Genomic DNA, 25,637 nt, shown 5'->3' on the forward strand with positions numbered 1-25,637 from the left:
GTGTACGGGCAGTTGAAATCAAATCCTTCAGTCTGGTCATTCAGTCTTGCGGCAAATGATCTACGTGGCAATGGTGAAACGCTAGAAGGCATGATTCGGCACATTTGGCCGAACCCCGACCGCCACGGCGGCACAGAAGGACGTGCCCCGACTCAAAACGAGGCTGAGGCTGTCCTGCAGATCGCAATCACTATCATCAATTTGTGCCGCGGCAGGCTAATCAAGGCGATGTAACTCGCCACACACCCATCCGCCAGAGTCGACCTGGGCCGCTTCGGCCGGAACGCGGATCCCTGGTCGACTCCCACACATTCGAGTGGCCGCGCCCGGTTCGCTGCCCGAGAAGCGTCTCTAGGCGGCGGCCTGCGGGCGAGGTATCCCGTCGTATGGTTCTCGAGCCGAATTCGCCCTGCCCTGCACGGACGAGTGAATGCCCTTCAGGTGAACCATTGGGATGAAGCAGGTCGCCATCCTATTTCAATCCTCCCACCCTACGGCGCCCCACACTGCACTCCACAGACGACCACACCCGCTACAATCGCCGGGTGCCCCGGCATCACATCGTCCCGAAGATGACGCTACGCCGATTTGCCACGGCAAATGAAAGAATAGTGATGCATCAGCGCGCTGGCGATCGCCACCTCGAGACTACGGTAAATACCGCCTGCGCCGAGGTTGGCTTTTACGAAATTTCAGCCGCGGATATAGACCCCGCATTTCAGGATATGCACGACCCAGAAATCATCGAGAAGACCCTCTCGGGAATCGAGACCGACGCGAAACGCGTATTCGACGCGATGCTGTCTGGCAGTTTCCCTCTCACCGCCGAGAACAAATTCCACACATCCCTTTTCCTTGCGCTACAGATTAACCGCGGCTGGGACTTTCGCGAAAAGGTGGCACAAATTGCCGACAGCCTAATGCCCTACTTGGTTGAGATTGCGACATCACCCGAGAAAGTTCGAGCGTTCCTGCGCGAGCACAACCTGCCAATGGACGAAGCGTCGATCGAATCCTTCCGTGCCGATGCCCGCAAGAATCCGCCTCGGCTCGTAGCAGGCAAGACGTTCCTCATCCAGGAAGCCCTCCGAGCCGCCCTTCGAGACACGCTGCCACATCTACTGCATCGGTCGTGGCGCATTCTCCGGTTCGAGTCGCCCTGTTTGTTGACCAGTGACCACCCCTTCGGATACTGGTCTCCGGCAAATAAGAGGATTTCACTTGGTATCGGAAACGCGCCTGTCGTGTACTATCCACTTGACCGAACTTCCGCTCTAGCCATGCACCTGCGATCTCGCACGGAAGAGTTCGCGCGTGTCGCCGGATTCACTCGCGCTCATCAGATAAATGCGCTTGTTGCGTCCGAAGCAAGCAAGTGGATCTTTCATCACCCCGATGATCGTCCACTAGAAGGAATAGACCTGGCGCCGAAGGCGAAGCCCATTGATGACGTCGTGCAGCGATGGGTCGATTCAGACGGCTTAGTGCACGAGGTTCACCGTCTCAGCTGGGATAAGGGCTGACCTGCCTCGTGCTCGTGTCAGCATCCTTTGGTCTGGCGTGAGGGCTACACCGTCGGGCGGACCGCTGGCTGCGGCGGTCAGTGTCTGATCCCGGCTGATGTTTGACACTCCGGTCTCACCTGATGCTTGGCTGTGGTCGTGATCGGCTTCGCTGCAGCGTCGGACGTCAGGCTGAGGCGCAGCGGTCACGCACTGCAGGCGCGCCTGGGCCGGTGAGATCGTCGCAGTAGGAGCGGCGGCCGGCCATCGCCATGGTCAGCGCCAGGGTCGTGCCGCTGACCAGGGGACCGTCTCCGGTCGCGAAGGGCCCGTCCGTCGCCTCGACGCGCAGGCCCTCAATGGTGCTGCGGCTGGCCACTGTGAAATCCCGCTGGGCGTAGAAGCGGGCGACCGCGGTGGCGGCCTCAATCGAGGGCGTGCGCTCAAGCCCAAGGGGACGCCTGATGTCCTGGGCGTGCACGACCACCTCACCGAGCCACGCCGCAGTCGGGCCGAACGTCGACGTCGTGCTGCCGACAACCCGTCGGAACCGCTCAAGAGTCTCGTGTGGGGTAGCGCCTCGCTGCTCGGCCAGACGCCGGTCGTTGTGCAGATCGAAGTCGAACCGAGCGCCCAGGACACTGGCCAACCAGCGCAGCCGGCCGACGCTCGCCGCCGCCGTCAAGTGGGCAACGACCTCTTCGACCGTCCACCGACCGCACAGCGATCGCTGCGCCCACTGCGCCTCGTCGAGTGCGGCGAGTTCGTCGGCGAGAGCTACACGCTCGGCGCGCGCAGTAGCCCACAGGGCTTCGCGAGACAGGACATCGGACACGGGACCTCCAGTGTGGATCACGCTGACACCAAGGTGTCCGGACTCAGGGGCCAAGCTCAATCAAGCTGGCCGGAACACCACATCCAGCGGCGAGGACCAGCAACCCGCCGCTGGCATGACCGGGCACATGTTGATCAGGGGGTCCGATGTCGGCACCATACGAACAAGGACAAGCACTGGCCTGGATCGAGATCGACACCGACGGACTGCGCGTCCACCGCGCCACCGTCGACACCATCGAGCCCTCCCCCACCGCCGACCGATGGACCATCACCACCGACCGCGGCACCACCACCGTCGACGCCACCGGAACCGGACCCGACGCCGTCCCCCTCGACCCCGACATCGCTGAGGACCTCTACGTCTACGGCGACGGCTACCTCGTCACCCCCACCGCCATCGACCTCGGCCATAGCCTCGATGAAGACAGCAGCATGGACCTGGGAGACGACCTTGGCCCAGCCTGACCACAACGACCGACTGCTGAGCATCGACGACGTCTCCACGCTCCTGCAGATACCGGTAGCGACCATCTACAAGCAACGCTCGATGGGCCAGTTCTGCCCCGCCTACAAGATCGGCCGCCACCTCCGATGGAAACACGCCGAGCTCCTCGAGTGGATCGAGACCAAGCGCGACGCCGTGTAGCTGCACCGGACGGACGAACTTCACCCGAACGGACCACGCATACTTGTCAACACTTTTCATCTTTAGCTGCATTTGTCCGATCCCGGGCCCGATAATGAGCCGACCAGGACGTTACGACCAAATGTCGGCCGTTCTGCGTCATCACAGACCTGCACCGGATCCGACTCAAAGGACGCAGTCATGAATACGAACGACATCTTATTCACGACAGAAGAACTTGCTGGCCTGCTCGGCATCGACCCGTCGTCGGCGCGCAGGGTGGCAGCATCAGCCGCAAAGCCGAGGACGAACTCGACGATCCGCGCTCCCTGGCGCTGCCCAACTGGGCGACACTCCCGCGTTGCAAACGCATTCGACGCAAGATCAGCAGACAAGCATCCAAACTGGGGCGACGTCACGATCTTCGCCCCGTGCACCGCGGCGCGCATCGGAGAGGTATCAGGCTGCCGCATCGGCGACAACGACACGACGAACTGGCTGTGCACGATACGGCGCCAGACCACCCCCTCCCCCGGCGGGCTCATCGACAAGGGCACCAAGGGCAAGCTGGCACGAGTCGTCCCCCTCATTGCCGACGTCCGAAACCTCGTCCAACACAGGATCGACGCCGCTCAAGGCCGGGAGACGCGCGACTGTTCACCGGATCCCGCGGCGGCCGCATCACCACAGCGGTCCTCCGCGACGCCACCCACTGAGACGAGGTCGTGAGCGCATTCGGCCTCGAACACCTCCGCCGCCACGCCCTGCGCCATACCGGACTGACCTGGATGGCCGATGCCGGCGCCCCTGTGCACGTCCTGCGCCTCATCGCGGGCCACGGATCGCTCGCGACGCCTCAGTTATGTCCCCATACTGAAAATGAACCTGGCGGCCGAGCCCATCAAATGGCCATCCTGACCTGCGCAATCGACGCGACCCGGTGCAGCGCTTCATGTTGCCCTGCGACCGCGTCGTCGTAGAGCGAGAGGGAACAAGTCCGACAGCGTTCGTCTCGAGACTTGTCCATACCTCGGTACACCAACTCAGAAAGTCCCATGTCGGGACTTGCTCGAGGTCTCCTCATCCGCCCACTTTCATTGGAGCGACGGAATGGACCGACTCTTGTTGACCGCGGAAGAAGTTGCCGAAGTGCTCAACGTGGGGCGTTGCAAGGTCTACGACCTCATCCGAAACGGAGAGATCGAGTCGATCAAGATCGGTCGCCTGCGGCGTATCCCGGTCAACAACGTGCGGAAGTTCGCCGAGCGACTGATCGAGGAGGGCCGCGCGTGAGCACGCGCGCCAACGGCGAGGGCAGCGTCTGGAAGCGCAAGGACGGGCGCTGGTGCGCCGGCGCGTACGTTCCCGTCGCCGGCGGCGGTGTCCGCCGAGTCTATGCCTACGGACGGACCCGACAGGACGCGAACCGCAAGCTTCGCGAGCTCCTCGACCGAACCGAGAAGCACATCCCGGTCGCGCCGGCGAGCCTCACCGTGGCGAGCTACCTCGAGGACTGGCTCGTCCACATCCGCCAGCACGTCAGGCCGACGACCTACGCCGGTTACGAGAGCAACGTGCGCCTGCACCTGTCACCCCGCATCGGTCGCAAGAAGCTCGTCCAACTCGGCCCCCGCGAGGTCCGCACAATGATCGACGACATGCGGGCGAGTGGCATGAAACCGCGTTCCATCCAGTACGTGCACGCGACGCTCCGCAACGCACTCGAGCACGCCTACCGGGAGGAGGTGGTCAGCCGCAACGTCGCCCGTCTCGTCAGGATCGAGCAGCCCACGAAGCTGAAGCCCACCGAACCCATGACCGTCGACGAGGCCCGCGCGTTCCTCGACGCGGTCAGGACCCACAGGCTCTACGCCATGTGGACCGTCATCCTCATGCTCGGACTACGCCGCAGCGAGGTCTGCGGGCTCCGCTGGGAGCACATTGACTTCGCCGCCGGAACCCTCCGCGTCGCCCAGTCCGTACAGCGGGTGGAGGGTCAACTCCAGGTGATGCCGACCAAGTCCAAGAGATCCAACCGGACTGTGCCGCTGCCGAGCCGCTGCCGCTACGCCCTGGCCGAGCATCACGCGCGCCTCCAGCGCCGGGACGGACGTATCGGTATCCCAGGGAGGCCCAGCGGCTACGTCTTCGGGACGACGACCGGTACACCCCTCGAGCCCCGCAACCTCACCAGAATGTTCCGCGCCCTCTGTGAAGCCAACGGCATCCGAGTCGTCCGGCTGCACGACCTCCGGCACACCTGCGTCAGCCTCCTGCTCGCCCAGGGGGTGCACCCGCGGGTCGTCATCGAGATCGTCGGGCACAGCGCCATCGAGATGACCATGAACGTCTACGGACACGTCAACCTCGACACACAACGGCAGGCACTCGACGATCTCGATAGCGGCCTGTCCGACGACGCTGACAGCTGAGAGCACGACCGATGACAGCGGCGTTCGAGGCGGTCGCCTCAGCGCGGACAGCGTTGCTGTCAACTATCGCTGTCAACGCAGCACCTGCGGCCGCTACCGACCCATCGGCCCAGCCCCACAAGACAGGGGCAAGATCAGCTCTGGCCGCGTTCCCGCTGGTAGAAGCAGAACGGGCGGTTCCCCCGTCGAAGGGAACCGCCCGTTCCGGCCGTCGGGACGACAGGATTTGAACCTGCGACCCCTTGACCCCCAGCACACGGGACCACACGTTCCTGCACGTCACAGACGACACGCCCGGTGTACAGCGATCGATGGCGTGCTGGTCGAGGCAGCCACCAGACGGACGTGTGGTCCCAAACTGGTCCCGCGCGCCGCGCCTGGCCCAGTGATTCTCAGATCGGCGGCGAAAGGTCGAACCGCTTGTCCAGCCACGTTGAGACCACTTCCCCCGCGACGTCGTTCCCCGTGGGCTCGCCCTTCGCCAGCGCACCGCCGAAGTGCAGTCCGCGCACCGTCTGATGGGTCAGATCACGTGCGCCGAGGGCCGCGACCATGCGCGCCGAGTCGGCCGGGAAGGCGGCCTGGTCGCCGGTGACCTCCACGAACAACGTCGGCACGGTGACGCCCGGCGCACACCGCGCGAAGTCGGCGTTCGAGCTCAGACCCGACCACGTCGACAGCCAGGCCTCGGGCGTCGTGAGCCGGCCGAAGCCGACCTGCCCGTAGTCGATGAGATCGGGGCGACGGCCGAACAATGACCCGTACGGGCGGTCGCTGGGGTCGATCGAGAGGTCGACCGTGCGCGGGTCGGCATCGGTACGGAACACCGTGATGATCCGCGGGGCGATGGCGCGCCGCCGGTCGGCTGCCGCCCCTGTGCGCTTGTACGCTGCGCGCGCCTCGGCGGCGCGGGCCAGATGCTCGCGCGCGACGGCGTCGATCCGTGCGACCCGGGCACGCTGCGCGGCCTGGTAGCGGGCGAGGAACTCCCCGCTGTACGACGAGCTGGTGGGCGGCTCGGCGAAACCGTTCGCGGGCGCGAACGGGTCGAGCTCGGGAACCACTGACAGGGGGTCGGACTCGTCGGCCACGGACGGGTCGATGCAACCGAGCAGGAGCTGCCCCTGCCCGGGGTGCGGCGCCAGGAAGACCGCCCCGTCGGCGTGGGGCATCTCGGCCTCGGCCAGGCCGGTCGGGCGCCCGCCGGGCGTGGTCGCGATCCGGTCGCCCGGCGCGAGACCGGCCTGCTCGAGGTAGAACGCGTAGAGGGGACCGCCGCCGGAGTTGCCGAGCGTGACGATCGAGGCGAAGCCCTGCTCGCGCAGGAACACCATCCCGGCGGCCACGTCGAGCAGCGCCTGCTCGTGCACCAGGGTGAGGTCGTTGTTGACCGAGCGGCTCTGCTGTGTCCAGACCGCAACCCCCGCTTCCAGCAGCACCGCAACCAGCGGGTGGTGGGTGACGTCCTGGCGCGGGTGCATCAGACACACCACGGTGGTGGCCCCCGGCACGGTGGCGAGCACCCCGCGCACGGTGGCACCGTCGGCGGTCGTGAGCTCGTGCACCGAGGTGCGGGTGACTTCGGGACGGGCGCCCGCGGCCAGGTAGCGGCCCGCGCCCAGGCGTTCGGCCGTGCTCAGTCCCGATGATTCGCTCGCGAGCTCGCTCATGCCGGCTCCACCCGCAGCGCGTCCTTGTCGTGCTGGGTGATCCGGCTCCCCCGCGATACCCCGGCCACCGAGCTGTACCAGACGGCGTGCCGGCAGCCGGTGGCCCGGCGGTCGATGACGATCGAGCCCTCGGCGACGATCTCGAAGTACGGCCCGATCCGGCCGACGGTGAGGTCCGGGTCCTCGGCGGCGACCTTCGCGAGCGGTGTGTTCTCCGGGACGTCGAGGACGTAGAGCGTGGTCATCGCCTCGGCTCCGCCTGGGCCAGCTCCCACTCCGCCGCCCGCTCGACGATCAGCTCGGCCTTGCGCGCGAGCAGCTTGCCGAAGGTCGGCTCGCCCTCGTCGACGACGTCCAGCAGGGCGTCGATGGTGAGGTTGGCGTCGAGATCCTCCTGGGGCGTGATCGGCCGCATCGCGCGCGTGAACTCGACCATGTAGCCGTTGGGGTCGTGCGTGTAGATCGACTCGATGGTCTCGTGCTTGATCTGCATCTCGACGGGCCAGTCGCTGACGTCCAGACGCCTGCGGTATTCCAGCAGGTCGACCTCGTTCTCCACGTGGATCGCGAGGTGCCGCGACCGGACGAAGAATTCCGGGACCTCCGGGCCGAACCCGGCGTAGACGTCGCCGCGTCCGTGGCCGTGCACGGGTTCGAGACCGAAGTAGTAGAAGAACGCGATGCGGTCGTCGTTGCCGATGTCGAAGAAGAAGTGGATGAAGTCGGGGTGGTCCTCCGGGCCCCACCCGGCGGCGCAGATCGAGTGCACCACGGGGAAGCCGAGGACGTCGCGGTAGAAGCGGACCGTGCCGGCCGGGTCGAAGGTCGGGAAGGCCGTGTGGTCGACGCCCTGGACGCGATGGTCGAGCTTCGTCATGGAAACGACGCTACGCGCGCATCTACGTTCTCGTCAACAGTTTGACGCGAACGCAAAATCATACGTCGAGGATGCGCTCCAGGTGGTCGAGGTCCTGGCGCAACATCGCCAGAGCCGCGGCGGGGCCCTCCCCGTCGGGTGTGCGGTGGTCGGCGCGCTGCAACGCGGCGAGCGCCATGTCGGCGAGCTGGTCGGCTACGGCGTCGATGTCGTCGCGGTCGGGGCGGAACCACCACGCCACCCAGTTGCACATGCCGATGACGGCCAGGGCGGCGACGCGCGCATCGACCGGGCGCAGCTGGCCGGCGACGACACCCTCCTCGACGACCTCGATGACGGTCTTGAGTACCGCGCGCCTGCTGGCGTCGTAGGACTCCGCGAGCTCCGGCGGCAGCTCGGCCTCCGACCGGATGAGCAGCCGGAACCGGTCGGGCTGCCGCGCCATCCGCAGGACCGTCAGCCTGGCGATGCCGCGCAGCTTGCCGACGGCGTCGAGGTCGGGGCGGGCGACGAGCTCGGCCATCTCGGCGGCCGACCCGCCCGCGACGTCGACCCCGAGCTTCGCGAGCAGCTCGTCCTTGCTCTTGACGTAGTAGTAGAGCGCCGGACGTGTGATGCCCATCGCGTCGGCGATGTCCTGCAGGCTGGTGCCGGCGAAGCCGCGCTCGGCGAAGAGCCGGATCGCGTGCTCGTACATCTCGTTCTCGACGAGCTCACGACGCGGGCCACCCCGGCCGGTCCTGCGGTCAGCGGCGCCGGTCATGCCCGTAATCGTAAGCGCCGGCCCCGAGCAGCGTGCCGGCGCCGGGCAGCATGGGCGGCAGGTCCAGCGCCCGCAGCAGGGCGTACGCCCCGGCCGTGGCCGCCGAGAGCACGGGCAGGCCGAACTCCGCCTCCGCCGGCTCCACGAGGTCGAACGAGGGCATCTGCACGCAGGCCGAGATGACGAGCGCGTCGGCACCCATGAGGCGGAGCCCGCGGGCGGCGGCGAGCACACGGTCACCGGGGATGCAGCCGACCTCGGCGTTGTCGCCCACCTCCAGCGCCGCCCAGTCGAGCACCGCGAAGCCCTCTGCCTCCAGGTAGCCGACGACCTGTTCGGCCAGCGGCCGCAGGTACGGCGTGACCAGCCCGATCCGACGGGCGCCGAGTGCCGTCAGCCCGTCGACGAGGGCCCCGGCGCTGGAGAGCACCCCCGGGCTCTGCCCGGCCTTCGCCAGCTGACCCGTGACGGCCTCCTCGGCGCGGCGGTGCTCCCCCGGCCCCTGCGCCATGAGCGCGACGAGGCAGGCGTAGAGCACCACGTCGACGCCGGCGTCGGCGATCTCGTCGACGCAGCGCTCGCGCTGGTCGTTCATCGCGCGCAGCCCCTCGGGGGTGACCTGGTGCATGCGCATCCGGCTGGAGTGGAACGAGAACCGCGCGTCGGCGTGCCGGGCGAGCAGCGCGGGCACCTCGGTCTCGACGGTGACGTTGGAGCTGGGCACGACCAGCCCGATCCGGTGAGTCACGACACTCCCTCTGCTGCGATCGCCTGGAGGTGCTTCTTGTCGACCTTGCCCACGAGCGTCCGTGGGATCTCGGCCAGGTGCTCCACGCGTTCGGGCCACTTGAACTTCGCGACCTGGAGCTGCGCGAAGTGCTCCTGGACGTCGACCAGGGTCAACGGTTCGCCGTCGACCACGACGAATGCGCAGCTGCGCTCGCCCAGGCGCGGGTCGGGCACGGCGACGACGGCGGCGTTCCGGACGCTGGGGTGGCGCAGCAGGAGCAGCTCCACCTCCTCGGCGCTGATCTTCTCGCCGCCACGGTTGATGAGGTCCTTGATGCGGCCCTCGATCGCGACGTAGCGCTCGCCCTCGATCCCGGTGATCACCGCCAGGTCACCGGTGCGGTAGTAGCCGTCGGAGGTGAAGGCCCGCGCGTTGTGCTCGGGTGCGTCGAAGTAGCCGCGCAGTGTGTACGGGCCCCTGCAGCACAGCTCACCGATCACGCCGTCGGGCACCTCGTCCTCGGTGCCCGGCGCCAAAACGCGGACCTCGTCGAGCTCGGAGATCGGGGTGCCGACGGTGGTGGCGCGTGCGGTGCGCGGCGCGCCGGGACGGGTGGTGAGCATCAGTCCCTCGCCCATCCCGAACAGTTGCGCTGACCACAGACCACGCCGCTCCAGCCCGTCGAACAGCGACGGCGGCACCTTCGTGCCAGACAGCACGACCTGCGTGAGCGAGCGAGCCGCGGCGTCGAACGCTGGATGCTCGGGGGCGCCGAAGTGGCCGTGGCCGAGCAGCACGTGCGTCGCGCCGGCCTCGGCGAGCAGCGGCAACGACAGGTCGAGATCGGCGGTGCCGAGCACCAAGGCGGCCCCTACGCTGTGCGGGGCGTGCACGGCACAGGTGATGCCGGCGTTGTGGATGATCGGGATGAGATGGGCGACCCGCGTGTCGGGTGTCCAGCCCCAGGAGCGGGTGTACTCGACGGCGTTGTACCAGTACTCGGCGTGCAGGCGCGGGATCACCTTGGGCACCCCGGTGGTGCCGCCCGACAGCTGGAAGACCGCGACGTCGTCGGGGTCGATGCCCTGCTGGATCCCGTCGACGACCTTCCGCGCCGTGGCCGGGTCGACGTCCGCACCGAGCGTCTCCAGCTCGTCGAGGACCAGGACGTGCCGCAGCGTCGGGTGCCCGACCTGCTGGTCGTGGGCGAAGCCGACCAGATCGAAGCCGCGCATCCCCGCCTCCACCAGGTGCGCGACGGCGCCGACGCGCCTGCTGATGGCGCCGATCTCGTGGCCGCGGTGCGCGGCCAGGGTGCACACCGGCACGAGCCCGGCCTTGAGCACGCCGTACCAGGCGACGACGGACCCGACCCGGTTGGTGACCTGGAAGAGCACCGGATCGCCCGGCTCCAGGCCCAGCTCCGCGAGGCCGGCGGCGAGCACGTCGGTGCGGGCGTCGAGCTCGCGGAAGCTCAGGCGGGAGTCGAGCCCCGCGACGGCGAGCCGGTCGGGATGCGCCTGCGCGACGGCGTGGAACTCGTCGGCGATCGTCCGGTCACCCCAGAGCCCGGCCTCGCGGTAGCGGGCGACGAACGCGGGCGGGTACGGGACGAGGCGCGGGTCGGTGCCCTTCACGACAGCTCCTCCCCGAAGGCGACCAGGTCGGCACGGCCGCTGACCAGGCCGGCCGCCAGATCGTCACGCAGCTCGGACGGTCCCTCGACCACCACCGTGCCACCGGCCTCGAGGCGCAGTCGTTCGGCGAGATCGAGCCGTGTGAGCAGGGCGCTGCGGTCGGCCGGGCCGACGACGCGGAACACGCCGGCCCGCGTCTCGCGCGCGACGGCGACGACCACGTCGGCGGCGGCGCCCCACGGGTCATCCACCACGGTGTCGATGACGAACGCGTCCTCGTCAGCGGGCACCACGTGCGATCGCAGGACCCAGCCCGTGAGATCCACCGGCACCTGTGGCGGCACACCCGCGTACTGGCCGAGCGCGGCACCGACCACGTCCGGGCTGGTGATGGCGAAACGGTCGAGCGGCACGTTCCCGGCGCGGGTCATGTACGCCACCATCAGCCGCTCGACGGGGAGATGGGTGCGCGACGGGAACGACTCCCACCACAGCTGGCTGCGCCGCGCCAGCTCCTGCAGCCGCTCCACGGCGGGACGCCGGGCCGCCTCGTAGCGGGTGAACGCCGTGGCCGCATCCGGCTCCTCGTCCAGGGCCGCGACCAGCGCGATCGCGTCCTCCATCGCCAGCTTCGTACCCGAGCCGATCGAGAAGTGGGCCGTATGGGCGGCGTCGCCGAGCAGGACGACCCGCCCGTCGGACCAGCGGTCGCACACGACGGTGCGGAAGCGCTGCCAGCGCGTCCGGTTGCCGATCAGGTCGTGGCCGCGCAGGTGGGTGCGGAACGCCTCCTGCAGGTAGGCCAGGGAGACGGTGTCGGACGCAGTGCCGTCGACCCCGGACCCCTCGACGACCGTGGCCTCGAACCCGGCGGAGCGCCACGTCCGCTCGTCGGTCTCGATGAGGAACGTGCTGCGGTCCGCGGCGTAGGGGTAGGCGTGGGTGACGAACGTGCCGCGCTCGGTGTCGACCGGCGCGAACACGGCGTCGTCGAGCGCGAAGCCCGCGCCGCACCACAGGAACAGGCCGCGGCCGACCTCCACCGAGGCTCCGAACCCGCCCGCCTCGCGGGTGGCACTGCCGACCCCGTCGGCGGCGATCACGACGTCGGCGTCCAGGTCTGCGGCCACGCGGCGCTCCCCGTACTCCAGCCGCACGCCGGCCTTCTCGGCGTGACGCTGCAGCACGTCGAGCAGCTCGGTGCGCGCGACGCCGATGAGGTTGTCGTTGTGCACCCGCGCGACCGCGCCGCCGACGTCCATCGTCATGTCGTGGCGCCGCCCCGCGGCCTGGATGTCGCGCAGCGTGTCGGGGTCGGCCGCCTCCAGCTTGCGCTGGGTGCCGGCGGCGAGCCCGACCCCGAAACCGAACGTGGTGTCGCGCTCCCCCTGCTCGTGCACGACGACCTCGCAGTGCGGCTGGGCCAGCTTGAGCAGGCGCGCGGCGTAGAGGCCTCCCGGCCCCCCTCCGAGCACGGCCACCCGGCATAGCTGCATGCGGTCCTCCTGAGATCCGTCGGTCGTCGTCCTTGACTACCATCGCAGACGTTAAATAGTCTACGCAACCGTCAGGCCCGCAGCTCACTGCGGCCGTCGCCGCGAAGGAGCGTGAGTCATGACCTATGTCATCGGCGTGGACGTGGGCGGCACGTTCACCGACGCCGTCCTGGACGACGACGCGGGGACGGTCGTCGCCGCGAAGTCGCCCTCTACCCCACCCGACTACTCCCGCGGAGTACTCGACGTGCTGGAACTACTCGCCGAGCAGGTCGGGAAGACGCTGCCCGAGATGCTCGCCGACACCCACCACATCGCCCACGGCACCACGTCGTCGCTGAACGCGCTGGTGATGGGCAACGTCCCGCCGGTCGGCTTCCTCACCACCAAGGGCCACCGCGACTCGATCTTCATCATGAACGTCGAGGGCCGGTACCTCGGGCGCGCTCCGCACGAGCTGCAGCACGTGCTCGCCCAGGACAAGGGCCACCACCTGCTGCCCAAGCGGCACGCGCTGGAGGTCACCGAGCGCATCGACCGCGACGGCACCGTCATCGTCGCCCTCGACGAGGACGCCGCCCGCACCTCGATTCGCGCCCTCCTCGACCACGGGGTGCGCGCCATCGCGATCTCGCTGCTCTGGTCGTTCCGCAACCCCGCGCACGAGCACCGCCTGCGCGAGCTGGTCACCGAGCAGGACCCCGACGTGTTCGTCGCGCTGTCCTGCGAGGTCAGCCCGCGGATCCGGGAGTTCGCCCGCAACGCCACGACGATCATGAGCACCCAGATCGGCCCCGGCCTGCGCGACTACCTGACCTCCCTGGAGGACGCGCTGCGCGAGCGGAAGCTCGCCGGACCGCTGCTGGTGATGCAGAGCAACGGCGGCGCGGTGCTGGCCTCGGAGGCGCCTTCGGCGGCAATCAGCACCGTCGGGTCCGTGCTCACCGGCGGCGTGGTCGGCGCGGTCGCCCTGGGCCGCCACCTCGGCCACCCCAACGTCATCTCCACTGACGTCGGCGGCACCACCTTCCTCGCGGGGCTCGTCGTCGACGGCGAACCGGTGCGCGCCACCACCACCGTCATCAACCACCACCCGATCAACGTGCCGACGCTGAAGGTCGACGCGATCGGCTCCGGCGGCGGCGCCATCGCCTGGCTCGACGCCGGCGGCAACCTGCGCATCGGCCCGCGCAGCGCACAAGCCGTCCCCGGCCCGGCCTGCTACGGCCAGGGCGGCACCGAGCCGACCAACACCGACGCCAACCTGGTGCTGGGCATCCTGCCCGAGCGCGGGCTGCTCGGCGGGCGCAAGCCGCTCTCGCTGGAGTTGGCGCGCCAGGCCATCGGCACCCAGATCGCCAAGCCGCTCGGACTGTCCATCGAGGACGCCGCCGCCGCGATCTACGCGGTGCAGAACGCGCAGACGGGCGACCTGCTGCGCAAGTCCGTCGTCGAGGCCGGCCACGACCCGCGCGAGTTCGTGCTCTACGCGTTCGGCGGCGCCGGTCCCGCGCACTGCGCCCGCTACGCCGCCGAGGTGGGCGTGGCCGAGGTCGTCGTCCCGCTCGGACCGGTGGCGTCGGCGTTCTCCGCCTACGGGCTCGCGTCGTCGGACATCGTGCTGGCCGCCGAGCTGTCGGACCCGACGTTCGTCCCGTTCGACCCGGCCCGCGCGGAGCGGAACTTCGCCGACCTGGAGAAACAAGTCCGGGACGGGCTCGACCGCCAGGGCGTGCGCTTCGCCACCGTCGAGCTGCACCGCGAGATCGACATGCGCTACACGATGCAGTTGGCCGAGGTCACCGCACCGGTGGCGGACGGACCGCTCGACACCGCCGCGATCGAGTCGGCCGCAGCCGCGTTCGAGGAGCGCTACGCCGCGCTCTACGGCGCGGAGGCCGGGTTCCGCGAGGCCGGCATCCAGGCCATCACCTTCCGGGTCCGCGGCATCGGCGTGCTGCCGTTCTCGCCGGAGTTCCCGGAGATCCCGACGGCGCCATCCGCCGATCCCGCCGAGGCCCTGGTCGGCAGCCGGCCCGTCAACCTCGACGCCGCGACCGGTTTCGTCGACACGCCGGTCTACGACTACCAGCAACTGCGGGCGGGCCACGTCGTGGCCGGTCCGGCGATCGTCGAAGTGCCCACCACCACCGTCGTCGTCCCCGACGGCAGCACCGGCACCGTCGACCGTCTCGGCAACCTCAGCATCCGCACGAGTGTCCGGAGTGAGTCATGACCATGCCCATCCCCGGCTCCGAGATCTTCTCCAGCCGCCCCGTCGACCCGGACGAGCTGGCCCGGTCGCTGCCGTCGACGCTCGCCACCCACACCGTCACACAGGAGCAGATCGACGGGCTCGACCCGCTCACCTACGAGGTCGTGCGGCACCGGCTGTGGTCGGTCACCGACGAGATGGGCGAGGCGCTCAAGCGCATGTCCGGCTCGCCGATCGTCACCGACGCGAACGACTTCGACTTCGCCATCTCCGACGAGCTGGGCCAGGAGGTGCAGGTGGGCCTCTACAACACGATGCTCGTCGGCGCCGTCGACCTGGCCATCTACTGGACGCTGCGCCACCGCGCGGTCAACCCCGGCATCGCCGAGGGCGACATGTTCCTGACCAACGACCCGTGGGTCGGCGGCGGGCTGCACCAGAACGACACGATGGTCTACCAACCGGTCTTCCACGAGGGGAAGCTCTTCGCCTGGACCAGCGCGATCTGCCACGAGCCCGACCTCGGCGGCGTCGGGCTGGGCTCCTTCTCCCCCGCCGCGCAGGACGTGTTCTCCGAGTCCCTTCCCACACCGCCGATCAAGGTCGTGCGTGACTTCACGCTCCAGCGCGACGTCGCCGACGTGTGGGTGCGGCGTTCGCGCGTCCCGATGCTGGTGGGGCTGGACCTGCGGGCGAAGGTGGGCGCCAACAACGTCGGCCGCGAGCGCATCCTGGCCCTCGTCGAGCAGTACGGCGCCGACACCGTCAAGGCCGTCATGAAGAGGATGATGGGCGACGCCGAGTCGCGGCTGCGCGACAAGCTCGCGAGCCTCCCGGACGGATCGTGGAGCGCCACCGGCTACCAGGACCAGTCGCACGAGGGCGACCGCGGCCTCCACAAGATCACGGTGAGGACCACCAAGACCGGCGGCCACCTCACGTTCGACTTCACCGGCACCGGCCCGCAGTCCGGCGTCGTCAACTGCACCTACGCCGGGATGCGCGGCGGGGTGATGCTGGCGCTGCTGCCGATCCTGGCCGGCGACATCCCGTGGTCGGCCGGCGGCCTGATGCGCTGCTTCGACCTGGTCACCGAGGAGGGCACGCTCAACAACGCGACGTTCCCGGCCGCGGTCGGCCGCGGCCCGATCGGCCCGGCCTGGCTCACCGGCAACCTCGTGGCCGAGTGCCTGTCACAGATGCTCGACCGCTCACTGGAGCTGGGCAGGAACGTGCAGGCCACGTGCTGCGGCACCTGGGACACGGCCGTCATCGCCGGGCTCGACCAGCGCGGCGAGCAGCCCGTGCCGTTCCTCAACATCATCATGGAGCCGATGGCCGGTGGGTACGGCGCGCGGCCGCACGCCGACGGCATCGACACCGGCGGCCTGTTCTGCATCCCGATGGGTCGCATCCCCGACGTCGAGATGACGGAGTTCCTCTACCCGCTGCTCACGCTGTGGCGCCGCGAGGAGCCCGACTCCGGCGGCCCCGGCCGGCAGCGCGGCGGCGTCGGCGCGTCGGTCGCGATCACGCCGCACGGCACGTCGCTCCCGATGGGGCTCGTGCTCGCATCGAACGGGAAGGCCATCGCCCAGAACGGCGGCCTGTCGGGCGGGCACCCCGGCAACACCGGCCTCGACGTCGTCGCCCGGCAGAGCAGGGTGGCCGAGCTGCTCGCCGCCGGGACGATGCCGTCCACGCTCGCGGAGTGCAGCGACACCCTCGAGATCGGCCAGAACTACGCGTCGAGCTACCTCGCTCCCGGCGAGGTGTTCGCGATGACCTGGCAGGGCGGCGGTGGCTACGGCGACCCGCTGCACCGCGATCCCGAGGCGGTGGCCGGCGACCTGCGCGAGGAGAAGATCACCGCCGCGGCCGCCCGTGACGTCTACGGAGTCGTCCTAGGCGACGGCACGGTCGACGGCCCCGCGACGGCGGCCGAGCGCGACCGGCGGCGCTCGGCCCGCGGTGACCGCTCCACGGTGCAGGGCGACAGCAGCAGGAAGCTCGACGTCACCATCGCGCGGCGGCTCGACGACAACCTCGTGGAGGTGACCGACGGCGCCGGCCCCGTGATCGCGTGCCGGCACTGCGGCGAGCGGCTCGGCGAAGCGGACACCCTCCGGTTGGCGCTCTACGAAGGCCCGCCGACCGACGCGGGACCGCAGATCCTGGCCGACCCGACCGACTACGTCGACGCGCCGGTGGTCTTCCGCCAGTACTGCTGCCCCGGCTGCTGGACGGCCGTCTACTCGGCCGTCGTGCCCGCCGACCACGTCGACCACGTAGGGGTGCTGACCCGGTAGGGCTCCTGGCCCAGAGGTGGGTGGACGCATCACGTCTGCGCATTTGTGCACGGGTTGAGCGGCCGCTTCGCGAAACCGCTGGCCGGTCATCATGAAGCGGCGTTTGGTTCCGACCGCTGAACGGCCGCGACATGGCGTTGCTCGATGCAGAGAAAGCGCCAACTACCAGCCGACCATGCCGTTCGCGGCGCGCTGCCGGGCCGATACTTCCGCCCAGTGCGCAGCCTTTGCCCGCCGTCGCGCGAGCTCGGCTCGGTCGGCGTCGGTGAGGGGCTCGGCGGCCTCGAGGGGCGTGGAGGAGTCGGGAGTCGTGCGGCCCGCATCGGTTCAGACGGCGGTCCGGCCTCCGTCGGCGGCGATGGTGGCGCCGGTGATGTGGGCCGCCGCGGGCGAGGCCAAGAAGGTGATCACCTGGGCGATCTCTTCGGCCTGCGCTGCTCGGCCAAGCAGCGTGGTGGCCGCTAGCGTCTCGATTCGTTCTGGATCAGCGGCGGTGTACACCGGGCCCGGCGCGACCGCGTTGACCCGCACCCCGCGCGGGCTGAACTCGGCTGCCCAGGAGCGCGTCATGGCCGCGAGCGTCGCCTTTGTGCCGCCGTAGGCGGCAGCGCCGGCAAGGCCTATGTCGGCCACCATGCTGGCGACGTTGACGATGCTGCCGACGCCGTTGGCCGCCATTCTGGGCGCGAGCGCCGCGACGAGGAAGTACGGCGCCCGCACGTTGCTGTCGAACAGCGCGTCGTAGGTGGCAACGTCGAGGTCGGCGGTGGGGCCGAACCAGGACAAGCCGGCGTTGTTGACCAGCACATCGACCGCGCCGGCCTCATCGGCGAGGCGGCGGACCTCGGTCGGGTCGGACAGGTCGGCCGCGACGAAGCGCGCCTGTCCGAGCGTCTGCACGATCTCGGCGACGACTTGCTCGCCCCGCTTCGGATCGCGGCCGTGCACGATCACCTCAGCACCTTCCCGAGCCAGCTCATGGGCAGCGGCACGCCCGATCCCGGAGGTCGCGCCGGTGACGAGGGCGATCCGGCCGGGCAAGCTCTGACTGGTGGTGGTCATGGGGGGTGCTCCTCGTGGCATTCGCTGGCGGTGTCCAGGGAGGGCGAGCGTTCCGCCGTACCGGTCCTGGGACACCGCATGAACGTGTGATCCCTCGGGTCCCATTGCCGAACGTGCCAGGCTTTCTGGCATGGCGAGGACTACGCCCGCGGCGCTGCACGGGCGCGATCCGGAGTTGGCCCTGGTGCGCGAGGCGCTGAGCAGCTTGCGCTCCGGGGTGGGTGTGGTCGTCGTGATCGAGGGCGCGCCGGGGATGGGGAAGAGCCGTCTGCTCGCGGAGGCGATGCGGATGGCGGCTCGGAGGTCAGTCGCGGTGGGCCTTGGCGAGGCCGACCCGTCCGAGGCCGTCGTCGAGCTCGCGCCGCTGCTGCGGGCGCTGTTTGACGGGCCACAGCCGCTGCTCGAGCGGTCCGCGTTGCCGGCCATACGCAGCGGGCCTGAGCAGCGCTATTGGCTGGTGCAGGATCTGGAGTCATTGTTGGAGGGCGCGGTGGCCGTCGGGCCGGTGCTCGTGTGCCTCGACGACCTCCAATGGGCCGATGGCGGCACCCTGGCCGCGCTCCGCGCCCTCCCGCTCCGGCTCGAATCGGTCCCCGTCGCCTGGATCCTTGCCGCCCGTGCGATCCAGCCGGGCAGCGCCCTGGACGACCTGGTCGAGCAACTCACCTCGCGGGGCGCACAGAAGATCATCCTCAAGCCGCTCACGCCTGACGCAGTCGCCGAACTCGCTTCGGAGGTCATGGAGGCGAGCCCCGACCAGGCGCTGCTCGAGCTGGCGGCGGACGCGGTCGGTAACCCGTTCTTCCTCGTGGAGCTGCTACAGGGGCTGTTGGAGGAGCGGCTCGTGCGGATCGAGGACGGTGTGGCGAGGCTGGTGCAGGCGCGGCTTCCCAAGCGCGTGGCCGCCGGCATGCGTCATCGGCTCGCGCGCCTGTCGGAGTCTGCTCGCCAGCTCGCCGTCGCGGCCGCGTCACTCGGTCGCGGCTTCACCGTCGGGGAGCTGGCGTCGATGCTGGGGGCTCCGGCAACGTCGCTGCTCACCCCGGTCGAGCAGCTGATCGAGGCCAGCGTGTTCGCTGAGCGCGCCGACCGGCTCGCCTTTCGCCACGACATCATCCGGGAGGCCGTTCGGGAAAGCACGACAGTATCCGCGCGTCGGGCACTGGACCGGCAGGCCGTTGATGTCCTGCTCGCGGCCGGGGCGATCCCGGTCGAGGTCGCCTCGCAAGTGGCCACCAGCGCTGAGCCGGGTGACGAGGTGGCGGTCGGCCTGCTCATGGACGCCGCCGACGCGCTGGGCCCGCGCGATCCCGCAGCGGCGGCCGAATTGAGCTGCCGCGCCCTGGACCTGATTCCCGCTGGTCATCGGGCCGCCGGTTCGCTCGTCGCGACCACCACGATCCTTCTGCACGCCGCTGGCCGGGTGAACGACGCCCAGGCGTTCGCGCGGAAGCATCTGCGGAATGTCGTTGCGTCGGCTGAGGAGGCGGCGGTGTGGCTCAGTCTGGCCAGCATGTTCGCCCTGTCGCCCGACGTGCGTGTGGAGGCAGGGCGGCGAGCCCTCGCGCTCCGCGATCTGTCCGACGAAGACCGCGCCCAGCATCAGGCGCGCTTGGCGTACAACCTGATCCAGGCCGGACGGCCGCGGGAGGCAACACACCTGCTCCAGGAGGCTCGAGCGACGATCGAACGCGCGGGAGACCTGGCGGCGCGCTCGATCCTTCGGCTGGCCGAGGGGGCGCTGCTCTACGTCGACGGCCACTTCGATGCTGCGCTCGAGGTGCACGAGCAGGTGATGCTCGACGGGTTCGGCCGGGGTGAGACGACCCGCGAGTGGGTCGCACGGCAGTGGCGCAGCGAGCTGCTCGCCGTGCTCGACCGCTTCGACGAGTCGCTCGAGCTGATCTCGGCGGGTATCGCGGCGGCGAACCGCGAGCGGCAGGCGTTCGCGCTCGACTTCTTCGAGACCTGGCGGGGGCGACAGCTGTTCCAGACCGGTTACCTGCCCGACGCCGCGACCGCACTCGAAAGCCGCTTCGACGCCGCTGGCGCCATGCCGGTGGCCGGCGCGCTGTATGCGGCGGGTGTCGTTGCCCTCGGGCGGGTCGCGATCCACACCGGCGACGAGCGACACAAGCGCGAGACGGCGGCACTGGCACGGGCGATGTTGGCGGATGGCACCCCCGCCAACCGCGGACACGGCGGATGGCTGCTCGCACTGACGGCGATGGCGGACGGCCGACCGGCGGATGCCCGCGCGGTGCTCGACGCCGCCAGATCCGGTTCGGCCGGGAGCGTCACCCAGCTCTACCCCGTGGACGTCACCGACGACCCACAGCTCGTCCGGATCGCGCTCGCCGCGGGCGATCCGCGGCTCGCCACCGATACGGTCGCTGCGGCGGAGGAGCGGGCGCGGCGCAACCCGGGGATCGGCTCGGTGCGGGCGGCGGCCGCGCACGCCCGCGGTCTGCTCGACGCCGACGCCGCGTCGCTCGCCGAGGCCTGCCGGCTCTTCGATGCAGGTCCGCGCCCCCTACCGCTCGCCTCGGCGCTGGAGGACCTGGGGGGCGCGCAAGTGAGGGCAGGCGCGCCGGCGTTGGGCGTGGACACGCTCGGTCGCGCGCTCGTCCGGTACACCGAGGTGGGCGCGACCTGGGACGCGGGACGGGTGCGTCGGCGCCTGCGGGCCAACGGTGTCCGCCGCCGGTTGGTGACCAGCACGCGTCCGAACGCCGGGTGGGCCGCGCTCACCGGCTCCGAGCTGGCGGTGGTTCGCCTCATCGCTCAGGGGCTCACGAACCGCGAGACGGCCGTGCGGCTGTTCGTCTCTCCGCACACGGTCAACAGCCACCTTCGCCACGCCTTCACCAAGCTGGGCGTCAATTCCCGCGTCGAGCTCGCCCGCGTGGCCGCCGCGCACGCCGGCGAGGCGGCCCTGGAGAACTAGGTATCGCACGGTCGTGCGATGTCCCACCGCCGGCGCGGGCGCACTGTCGCGTTCAGGTCATCCGACCGGGAACAGCGACAAAGAAGGTCTGAACATGTCTGGATTGAACGGAAAGATCACCGTTGTCACCGGCGGAACAAGCGGCATCGGCCTGGCGATCACGCAGCGGTTTGTGAAGGAGGGTGCGTACGTTTTCATCACCGGCCGGCGGCAATCTGAGCTGGACAAGGCGGAGGCCCTGCTCGGCGACAATGTGACAGCCGTGAGTGGTGACGCCACCAGCACCGCTGACCTCGACCGCCTCTTTCAGACGGTCCTGCAAGAGAAGGGCAAGCTGGATGTCCTGGTCGCCAACTCTGGTCGCATCGAGCCGGAAGAGTTCGGGAAGATCACCGAGGACAACTTTGACAAGACCTTCAACCTGAACGCCCGGGCGACGCTGTTCACCGCGCAGAAGGCGCTACCCCTGATGCGCGACGGTGGGTCGATCGTCCTGGTCGGCTCCATTGCCGGCTACAAGGGCATCAACGGCTACACCACCTACAGCGCCACCAAGGCGGCCGTGCGCTCATACGCCCGCACCTGGACGCAGGAGTTCAAGGATCGCGGCATCCGGATCAACACCCTGAGCCCGGGCCCGATCGACACCCCGATCATGGACGGCCAGGCGGACGCGAAGGAAGGCGCCGACGCCATCAGGGCGCGTTCGCGTCGGTTATTCCGCTCGCCCGCATGGGACAACCCGAGGAAGTGGCGGCCGCCGCCTACTTCTTGGCCTCCGAGGAGAGCAGCTTCGTGGCGGGCATCGACCTCGCCGTCGATGGCGGTATGGGCCAGGTCTAGATCCGACGCCGACTCCCTGGAAGGACCTCACATGAGCAACTCCGTGATCGGCTTGAGCATCGACTGCGCGGACGCCGCCAAACTGGCCCACTTCTGGGCCGACGTCCTCGGCCGACAGGTGAACTCCCAGCCCACCGCCGAGTTCGCCGCCATCGACGCGAACGATTCGACACAGGGTCCCCGACTGGCGTTCCACCAGGTCCCCGAGGCCAAGACGGTCAAGAATCGGCTGCACCTGGACCTAATCAGCAGCGACTTCGCCTCCGAAACCAACCGGCTGCTGTCTCTGGGCGCCACCCGAGTGAACGACGTGGAACAAGGCCGCGCGCGCTGGGCCACTTTCCTTGATCCCGAGGGCAACGAGTTTGATCTGGTCGCCGCCTGATCCCGGTCCTGACACCGCACGACAAACACCACCAGGGGAGGACCCATCACGATGAATCGCCACGACCAGAACCTAGTGACTGAGCCGTATGTTCCCAGCTCCAGCGAGCGGGTGCGCGACCAGGTGGCGCTCTACGAAGCCACCGGCGGACGAGAAGGTGGCACGCTCGAAGGCCGCCCCGTCGTCATCCTCACCATGACCGGAGCCACCAGCGGCAAGATCCGTAAGACGCCGGTCATGCGGATCGAGCATGACGGCACCTACCTCGCCGTTGCCTCCGACGGAGGCGCGCCGCGCCACCCCGCCTGGTACTACAACCTGATCGCCCACCCTGACGTGCGCCTCCAAGACGGGGACCAGGTGCACTCCCTGCGTGCCCGCGAGGCGTTCGGACAAGAGAAAGCGGAAGCCTGGAAACTAGCTGAATCGCGGTGGCCCCACTTCCCGGACTACCGTGCTAAAGCAGGCCGGGAAATCCCGATCCTGCTCCTCGAACCCGTAAGGACCACACCCTGACGGCCATGCCCGCGACCTGACATCGACCACACGTCGGTGATCACCCTCTGACCGGAGCCCACCATGTCCACGCCCGAACAGAACAAACAGCTTGTCCTCGAAGCGTTCGACACGTTGTTCAACCGCCGCGACTACGCACGCGCCGAAACCTACTGGTCGCCGCTCTACATCCAACACAGCGCGCACATCCCGCCCGGCCGGGACGGCCTGTTCGACCTGGTCAAGGGCCTGCCCGACACATTGCGCCACGAAACCGAGCTGATCATGGCTGAGGGCGACATGGTCATGCTACGGGGCCGTTTCTCCGGGCACGGCCAGCCAGCACCGTGGATCGTGGTGGACACACTCCGGGTGCGCGACGGCGTGCTCGTCGAGCATTGGGACGTCATCGAAGACGAGGCCTCACGCGAGGCGTCCGTGAGCGGGTTGCCCATGTTCGGCGACACCTTCCCCGAAGACCGCGTGGAATCCATCTGATGGCCCGCTGACGAAGTCTCCTGGGGTAAGGAGCGACCCAATGGGGCTCACTGTACCGACCTGTCTACGGCCTGGACAGTCCGGCCGACCTATACCAATCCATTTCCCGTCCACACCGGGACGCGGGCACGCCGGTACGCCCGAAGCTTTCGATATGTCAATGGAAGAAGGAAAGAATGAGTGAGTATGTGGTGGTGGTCACTGGAGCTCTGGCCGGAATCGGACGCGCGACGGCGACGGCTTTCGCCCGCGACGGCGCGTCCGTCGTTGTCTCCGGGCGGCGCGATGAGGAAGGTGAGGCGCTGGCCGCCGAACTCCAGGGGCTGGGTGGCAGGGCCGAGTACATCCGCGCCGACGTCAGCATCGAGGACGACGTCCGCTCCCTGGTCTACGGCACCGTCAAGATCTTCGGCAAGCTCGACGCAGCCGTCAATAATGCCGGCTACACCGGCAGCGCCGGCCTTCTGACGACCCAGACCGGCGAAACGTACGACACCGTTTTCAACACCAATGTCCGTGGCTTGTTGTTCTGCCTGAAGCACGAGCTGCGCGTCATGATCGACCAGGGGCACGGCAGCATCGTCAACCTCTCCTCGACCTTCGGCGAGCGCGGCAGCCGAGGCGCTGGCCTGTACGTGGCCAGCAAGCACGCGGTGAACGGGTTCACCCGGTCCGCCGCCCTCGAGGTCGCAACCGAAGGCATCCGCGTCAACGCGGTGGCCCCCGGTCCGGTGGCCACCGGTGGCCTGGACAACTTCACCGGCGGGGAGCAGGCAAACCGAGCCCTGGTCGCCGGCGTCCCTATGGGTCGCCTCGGCCACGTCGACGAGATCGCCGACGTCGTCAAGTTCCTCACCTCCGAGCAGGCCAGATTCATCACCGGCCAGATCGTCGGTGTCAATGGCGGCAAGACGGCCCTCTGACCACGCCAGCCGTTGGCAGGCGGCGGAATGCCAACGGGACGTGGGACCACCCCCGCGAGCGCAGGGACGACACGAAGCCGCAGGGGGCGCGGTTGGTGCGCCGGGGACCACCCGCGCGAGCGCGGGGACGACTCGCCCCGTGGACCTTCCACAAGTCGCCCGATCAAGAGCTCGGGAGCCCTAGCTAGTGCCTCGTCAACAAAGGTCGACGTCGTAACCGGTCGGGTTGATCCATCAGCCCGGTGACCGGGAGGCTGTCACCGGAGGTGGATGATGGCGAGACAGCCGGAGGTGTTCGTCCGGGAGCTGGACCCGGCCGAGGCACAGCGTCTGGTGAAGATCACCAGGACGGCGCGGGACCGGGTCCGGCTGCGCCGTGCCGGGATCGTGCTGGCCTCGGTGCAGGGCCGCAGCGCCGCCGAGGCCGCGGCGATGTTCGCCGCCACGGCGCAGTACGCGCGGGAGGTGATCCACGCATTCAACGACCAGGGGTTCGCAGCTTTGGACCCAAAATGGAGCGGGGGCCGACCACGTAAGTTCGGCCCCCACGTTCGGGAGGTGATCTGCCGGGTCGCGCGGACCCCGCCACAGCAGGCCGGGCTGGCGTTCACCACGTGGAGCCTGACCAAGCTCGTCGAGCATCTGGGCGAACACCATCGGATCGTGGCCAGCACCGAGACCGTCCGCCAGGTCCTGCGCGACGCCGGTGTCCGCTGGCAGGCCACCAAGACCTGGAAGGCCAGCCGGGACCCGGAGTTCATCGCGAAGATGACCCGGATCCTCGCCCTTTACGATCAGTCCGCGGCCGGTCAGATCCCCGACGGTGGGCGGGTCATCTGCGTCGACGAGTTCGGGCCGCTGAATCTGCAACCACGACCGGGACGGGGCTGGTTCCCCAGCGGGCAGCCGGCCCGGCAGCGGGCGACCTACAACCGCACCGGCGGGGTGCGGCACATGCTCGCCGCGCTCGACCTCGCCTCGGGGCAGATGTTCTACCGGTTCCGCGACCGCAAACGCTGGCAGGAGTTCCTGGCGTTCCTGCGCCAGATCCGGACCCGGTTCCCGACCGGGCGGCTGCATGTCGTGTGCGACAACTTCTCCCCGCACCGCAAAGCCCACGTCATCGACTGGTGCGCCACCCACGACGTCGAACTGGTGTTCACCCCGACCAACGCCTCGTGGCTGAACTGGATCGAGTGCGAGTTCACCGCGCTGCGCTACTTCACCCTCGACGGCAGCGACTACCCGTCCCACGATGCGCAGGAGAGCGCGATCGCCGGCTACGTCCGTTGGGCCAACAAGCATGCGACCTCGAAACGGCGCTTCGCGCCCGAGTCAAAGATCCGCAGACCGGATTACCTACCGAATGTTGCCTGACGAGGCACTAGCAC

At 69.1% G+C, this 25,637-nt stretch carries 26 protein-coding genes and 1 pseudogene; 18 read left to right on the forward strand and 9 right to left on the reverse strand.

The window, feature by feature from the left end:
• Positions 1-234: hypothetical protein (locus JWR81_RS30395; protein ID WP_297660775.1), on the forward strand; the 234-nt coding region annotated here is incomplete at its 5' end.
• A gap of 311 nt (positions 235-545) precedes the next feature.
• Positions 546-1,523: a DUF4238 domain-containing protein gene (locus JWR81_RS30400; RefSeq protein WP_297660779.1), complete on the forward strand. Its 978-nt coding sequence runs from the start codon at positions 546-548 to the stop codon at positions 1,521-1,523.
• A gap of 166 nt (positions 1,524-1,689) precedes the next feature.
• Here JWR81_RS30400 and JWR81_RS30405 read toward each other — a convergent pair whose 3' ends face one another.
• On the reverse strand, positions 1,690-2,337 hold the full coding sequence (locus JWR81_RS30405) for a maleylpyruvate isomerase family mycothiol-dependent enzyme (RefSeq protein ID WP_297660782.1): 648 nt from the start codon (positions 2,335-2,337) through the stop codon (positions 1,690-1,692).
• Between the two features lie 146 nt (positions 2,338-2,483).
• Between JWR81_RS30405 and JWR81_RS30410 the strand changes: the two genes are divergently transcribed.
• From JWR81_RS30410 to JWR81_RS30435, 6 genes are all read left to right on the forward strand, one after another.
• Positions 2,484-2,804 carry a hypothetical protein gene (locus JWR81_RS30410; protein WP_297660787.1) on the forward strand — a complete coding sequence of 107 codons (321 nt, stop codon included), beginning with the start codon at positions 2,484-2,486 and terminating at the stop codon, positions 2,802-2,804.
• The gene (locus JWR81_RS30415) at positions 2,791-2,985 is read left to right on the forward strand and encodes a helix-turn-helix domain-containing protein (protein ID WP_297660789.1); all 195 of its coding nucleotides are present in this window, start codon (positions 2,791-2,793) and stop codon (positions 2,983-2,985) included. The genes JWR81_RS30410 and JWR81_RS30415 overlap by 14 nt, the downstream gene beginning before the upstream one ends.
• Positions 2,986-3,165: 180 nt before the next feature.
• The gene (locus tag JWR81_RS30420) at positions 3,166-3,693 is read left to right on the forward strand and encodes a hypothetical protein (protein ID WP_297660792.1); all 528 of its coding nucleotides are present in this window, start codon (positions 3,166-3,168) and stop codon (positions 3,691-3,693) included.
• Positions 3,690-3,944: a tyrosine-type recombinase/integrase gene (locus JWR81_RS30425; RefSeq protein WP_297660795.1), complete on the forward strand. Its 255-nt coding sequence runs from the start codon at positions 3,690-3,692 to the stop codon at positions 3,942-3,944. The genes JWR81_RS30420 and JWR81_RS30425 overlap by 4 nt, the downstream gene beginning before the upstream one ends.
• A 130-nt stretch (positions 3,945-4,074) precedes the next feature.
• Positions 4,075-4,257, forward strand: coding sequence for a helix-turn-helix domain-containing protein (locus JWR81_RS30430; RefSeq protein WP_297660798.1), 183 nt, complete (start codon positions 4,075-4,077; stop codon positions 4,255-4,257).
• Entirely contained in the window at positions 4,254-5,396 is a 1,143-nt protein-coding gene (locus JWR81_RS30435) for a tyrosine-type recombinase/integrase (protein ID WP_297660801.1), read from the forward strand. Before JWR81_RS30430 ends, JWR81_RS30435 begins: the two co-directional genes overlap by 4 nt.
• A 392-nt stretch (positions 5,397-5,788) precedes the next feature.
• Here JWR81_RS30435 and JWR81_RS30440 read toward each other — a convergent pair whose 3' ends face one another.
• Genes JWR81_RS30440 through JWR81_RS30470 form a run of 7 tightly spaced genes read right to left on the reverse strand, consistent with a single transcriptional unit; the run spans position 5,789 to position 12,569 of the window.
• Positions 5,789-7,066 (reverse strand): alpha/beta hydrolase, encoded by a 1,278-nt coding sequence (locus JWR81_RS30440; protein WP_297660803.1) that lies wholly within the window; start codon positions 7,064-7,066, stop codon positions 5,789-5,791.
• The gene (locus tag JWR81_RS30445; RefSeq protein ID WP_297660806.1) at positions 7,063-7,311 is read right to left on the reverse strand and encodes a hypothetical protein; all 249 of its coding nucleotides are present in this window, start codon (positions 7,309-7,311) and stop codon (positions 7,063-7,065) included. The genes JWR81_RS30440 and JWR81_RS30445 overlap by 4 nt, the downstream gene beginning before the upstream one ends.
• Complete coding sequence (locus JWR81_RS30450) at positions 7,308-7,943, reverse strand: VOC family protein (RefSeq protein ID WP_297660807.1); 636 nt, start codon at positions 7,941-7,943, stop codon at positions 7,308-7,310. The genes JWR81_RS30445 and JWR81_RS30450 overlap by 4 nt, the downstream gene beginning before the upstream one ends.
• A gap of 58 nt (positions 7,944-8,001) precedes the next feature.
• Complete coding sequence (locus JWR81_RS30455; RefSeq protein ID WP_297660809.1) at positions 8,002-8,706, reverse strand: TetR/AcrR family transcriptional regulator; 705 nt, start codon at positions 8,704-8,706, stop codon at positions 8,002-8,004.
• Positions 8,690-9,454, reverse strand: coding sequence for a maleate cis-trans isomerase (locus JWR81_RS30460; protein ID WP_297660811.1), 765 nt, complete (start codon positions 9,452-9,454; stop codon positions 8,690-8,692). Before JWR81_RS30460 ends, JWR81_RS30455 begins: the two co-directional genes overlap by 17 nt.
• Positions 9,451-11,073 (reverse strand): (2,3-dihydroxybenzoyl)adenylate synthase, encoded by a 1,623-nt coding sequence (locus JWR81_RS30465; protein WP_297660815.1) that lies wholly within the window; start codon positions 11,071-11,073, stop codon positions 9,451-9,453. Before JWR81_RS30465 ends, JWR81_RS30460 begins: the two co-directional genes overlap by 4 nt.
• Positions 11,070-12,569 carry an FAD-dependent monooxygenase gene (locus JWR81_RS30470; protein WP_297660820.1) on the reverse strand — a complete coding sequence of 500 codons (1,500 nt, stop codon included), beginning with the start codon at positions 12,567-12,569 and terminating at the stop codon, positions 11,070-11,072. Before JWR81_RS30470 ends, JWR81_RS30465 begins: the two co-directional genes overlap by 4 nt.
• Before the next feature lie 118 nt (positions 12,570-12,687).
• Between JWR81_RS30470 and JWR81_RS30475 the strand changes: the two genes are divergently transcribed.
• Positions 12,688-14,805: a hydantoinase/oxoprolinase family protein gene (locus JWR81_RS30475; protein ID WP_297660822.1), complete on the forward strand. Its 2,118-nt coding sequence runs from the start codon at positions 12,688-12,690 to the stop codon at positions 14,803-14,805.
• Positions 14,802-17,093 (forward strand): hydantoinase B/oxoprolinase family protein, encoded by a 2,292-nt coding sequence (locus tag JWR81_RS30480; RefSeq protein WP_297660833.1) that lies wholly within the window; start codon positions 14,802-14,804, stop codon positions 17,091-17,093. The genes JWR81_RS30475 and JWR81_RS30480 overlap by 4 nt, the downstream gene beginning before the upstream one ends.
• A 327-nt stretch (positions 17,094-17,420) precedes the next feature.
• Here JWR81_RS30480 and JWR81_RS30485 read toward each other — a convergent pair whose 3' ends face one another.
• The gene (locus JWR81_RS30485; RefSeq protein WP_297660835.1) at positions 17,421-18,155 is read right to left on the reverse strand and encodes an SDR family NAD(P)-dependent oxidoreductase; all 735 of its coding nucleotides are present in this window, start codon (positions 18,153-18,155) and stop codon (positions 17,421-17,423) included.
• A 130-nt stretch (positions 18,156-18,285) separates the two neighbouring features.
• On the opposite strand from JWR81_RS30485, the gene JWR81_RS30490 reads away from it, so the two are divergent.
• The 8 genes and pseudogenes from JWR81_RS30490 (at position 18,286) to JWR81_RS30525 (ending at position 25,623) form a co-directional block, all read left to right on the forward strand.
• Complete coding sequence (locus JWR81_RS30490; protein ID WP_297660837.1) at positions 18,286-21,102, forward strand: helix-turn-helix transcriptional regulator; 2,817 nt, start codon at positions 18,286-18,288, stop codon at positions 21,100-21,102.
• A 94-nt stretch (positions 21,103-21,196) separates the two neighbouring features.
• Positions 21,197-21,727 (forward strand): annotated as a pseudogene (locus JWR81_RS30495) (SDR family NAD(P)-dependent oxidoreductase); the annotation flags it as partial.
• 107 nt (positions 21,728-21,834) lie between these two features.
• Entirely contained in the window at positions 21,835-21,945 is a 111-nt protein-coding gene (locus JWR81_RS30500) for an SDR family oxidoreductase (protein ID WP_297660846.1), read from the forward strand.
• Between the two features lie 31 nt (positions 21,946-21,976).
• The gene (locus tag JWR81_RS30505) at positions 21,977-22,330 is read left to right on the forward strand and encodes a VOC family protein (protein ID WP_297660848.1); all 354 of its coding nucleotides are present in this window, start codon (positions 21,977-21,979) and stop codon (positions 22,328-22,330) included.
• Positions 22,331-22,381: 51 nt separating this feature from the next.
• A complete protein-coding gene (locus tag JWR81_RS30510; protein ID WP_297660839.1) occupies positions 22,382-22,846 on the forward strand; it encodes a nitroreductase family deazaflavin-dependent oxidoreductase in 465 nt (154 codons plus the stop codon).
• 63 nt (positions 22,847-22,909) lie between these two features.
• Positions 22,910-23,323, forward strand: a complete 414-nt coding sequence (locus JWR81_RS30515; protein ID WP_297660840.1) for an ester cyclase — start codon at positions 22,910-22,912, stop codon at positions 23,321-23,323.
• Positions 23,324-23,499: 176 nt separating this feature from the next.
• Positions 23,500-24,246, forward strand: coding sequence for an SDR family NAD(P)-dependent oxidoreductase (locus JWR81_RS30520; RefSeq protein WP_297660842.1), 747 nt, complete (start codon positions 23,500-23,502; stop codon positions 24,244-24,246).
• Between the two features lie 273 nt (positions 24,247-24,519).
• On the forward strand, positions 24,520-25,623 hold the full coding sequence (locus JWR81_RS30525; protein WP_297660844.1) for an IS630 family transposase: 1,104 nt from the start codon (positions 24,520-24,522) through the stop codon (positions 25,621-25,623).
• Positions 25,624-25,637 lie beyond the last annotated feature (14 nt).

Origin of the sequence: Pseudonocardia sp. (assembly GCF_025965585.1) — a bacterium.
GTDB lineage: Bacteria > Actinomycetota > Actinomycetes > Mycobacteriales > Pseudonocardiaceae > Pseudonocardia.

Bases quoted from the DNA above. Each gene is read 5' to 3' on its own strand.
- JWR81_RS30440 (WP_297660803.1), bottom strand. From the start codon at position 7,066: ATGAGCGAGCTCGCGAGCGAATCATCGGGACTGAGCACGGCCGAACGC.
- JWR81_RS30420 (WP_297660792.1), top strand. From the start codon at position 3,166: ATGAATACGAACGACATCTTATTCACGACAGAAGAACTTGCTGGCCTG.
- JWR81_RS30515 (WP_297660840.1), top strand. From the start codon at position 22,910: ATGTCCACGCCCGAACAGAACAAACAGCTTGTCCTCGAAGCGTTCGAC.
- JWR81_RS30475 (WP_297660822.1), top strand. From the start codon at position 12,688: ATGACCTATGTCATCGGCGTGGACGTGGGCGGCACGTTCACCGACGCC.
- JWR81_RS30445 (WP_297660806.1), bottom strand. From the start codon at position 7,311: ATGACCACGCTCTACGTCCTCGACGTCCCGGAGAACACACCGCTCGCG.
- JWR81_RS30450 (WP_297660807.1), bottom strand. From the start codon at position 7,943: ATGACGAAGCTCGACCATCGCGTCCAGGGCGTCGACCACACGGCCTTC.
- JWR81_RS30410 (WP_297660787.1), top strand. From the start codon at position 2,484: ATGTCGGCACCATACGAACAAGGACAAGCACTGGCCTGGATCGAGATC.
- JWR81_RS30470 (WP_297660820.1), bottom strand. From the start codon at position 12,569: ATGCAGCTATGCCGGGTGGCCGTGCTCGGAGGGGGGCCGGGAGGCCTC.
- JWR81_RS30490 (WP_297660837.1), top strand. From the start codon at position 18,286: ATGGCGAGGACTACGCCCGCGGCGCTGCACGGGCGCGATCCGGAGTTG.
- JWR81_RS30510 (WP_297660839.1), top strand. From the start codon at position 22,382: ATGAATCGCCACGACCAGAACCTAGTGACTGAGCCGTATGTTCCCAGC.
- JWR81_RS30525 (WP_297660844.1), top strand. From the start codon at position 24,520: ATGGCGAGACAGCCGGAGGTGTTCGTCCGGGAGCTGGACCCGGCCGAG.
- JWR81_RS30455 (WP_297660809.1), bottom strand. From the start codon at position 8,706: ATGACCGGCGCCGCTGACCGCAGGACCGGCCGGGGTGGCCCGCGTCGT.
- JWR81_RS30505 (WP_297660848.1), top strand. From the start codon at position 21,977: ATGAGCAACTCCGTGATCGGCTTGAGCATCGACTGCGCGGACGCCGCC.
- JWR81_RS30520 (WP_297660842.1), top strand. From the start codon at position 23,500: ATGAGTGAGTATGTGGTGGTGGTCACTGGAGCTCTGGCCGGAATCGGA.
- JWR81_RS30480 (WP_297660833.1), top strand. From the start codon at position 14,802: ATGACCATGCCCATCCCCGGCTCCGAGATCTTCTCCAGCCGCCCCGTC.
- JWR81_RS30485 (WP_297660835.1), bottom strand. From the start codon at position 18,155: ATGACCACCACCAGTCAGAGCTTGCCCGGCCGGATCGCCCTCGTCACC.
- JWR81_RS30430 (WP_297660798.1), top strand. From the start codon at position 4,075: ATGGACCGACTCTTGTTGACCGCGGAAGAAGTTGCCGAAGTGCTCAAC.
- JWR81_RS30500 (WP_297660846.1), top strand. From the start codon at position 21,835: ATGGGACAACCCGAGGAAGTGGCGGCCGCCGCCTACTTCTTGGCCTCC.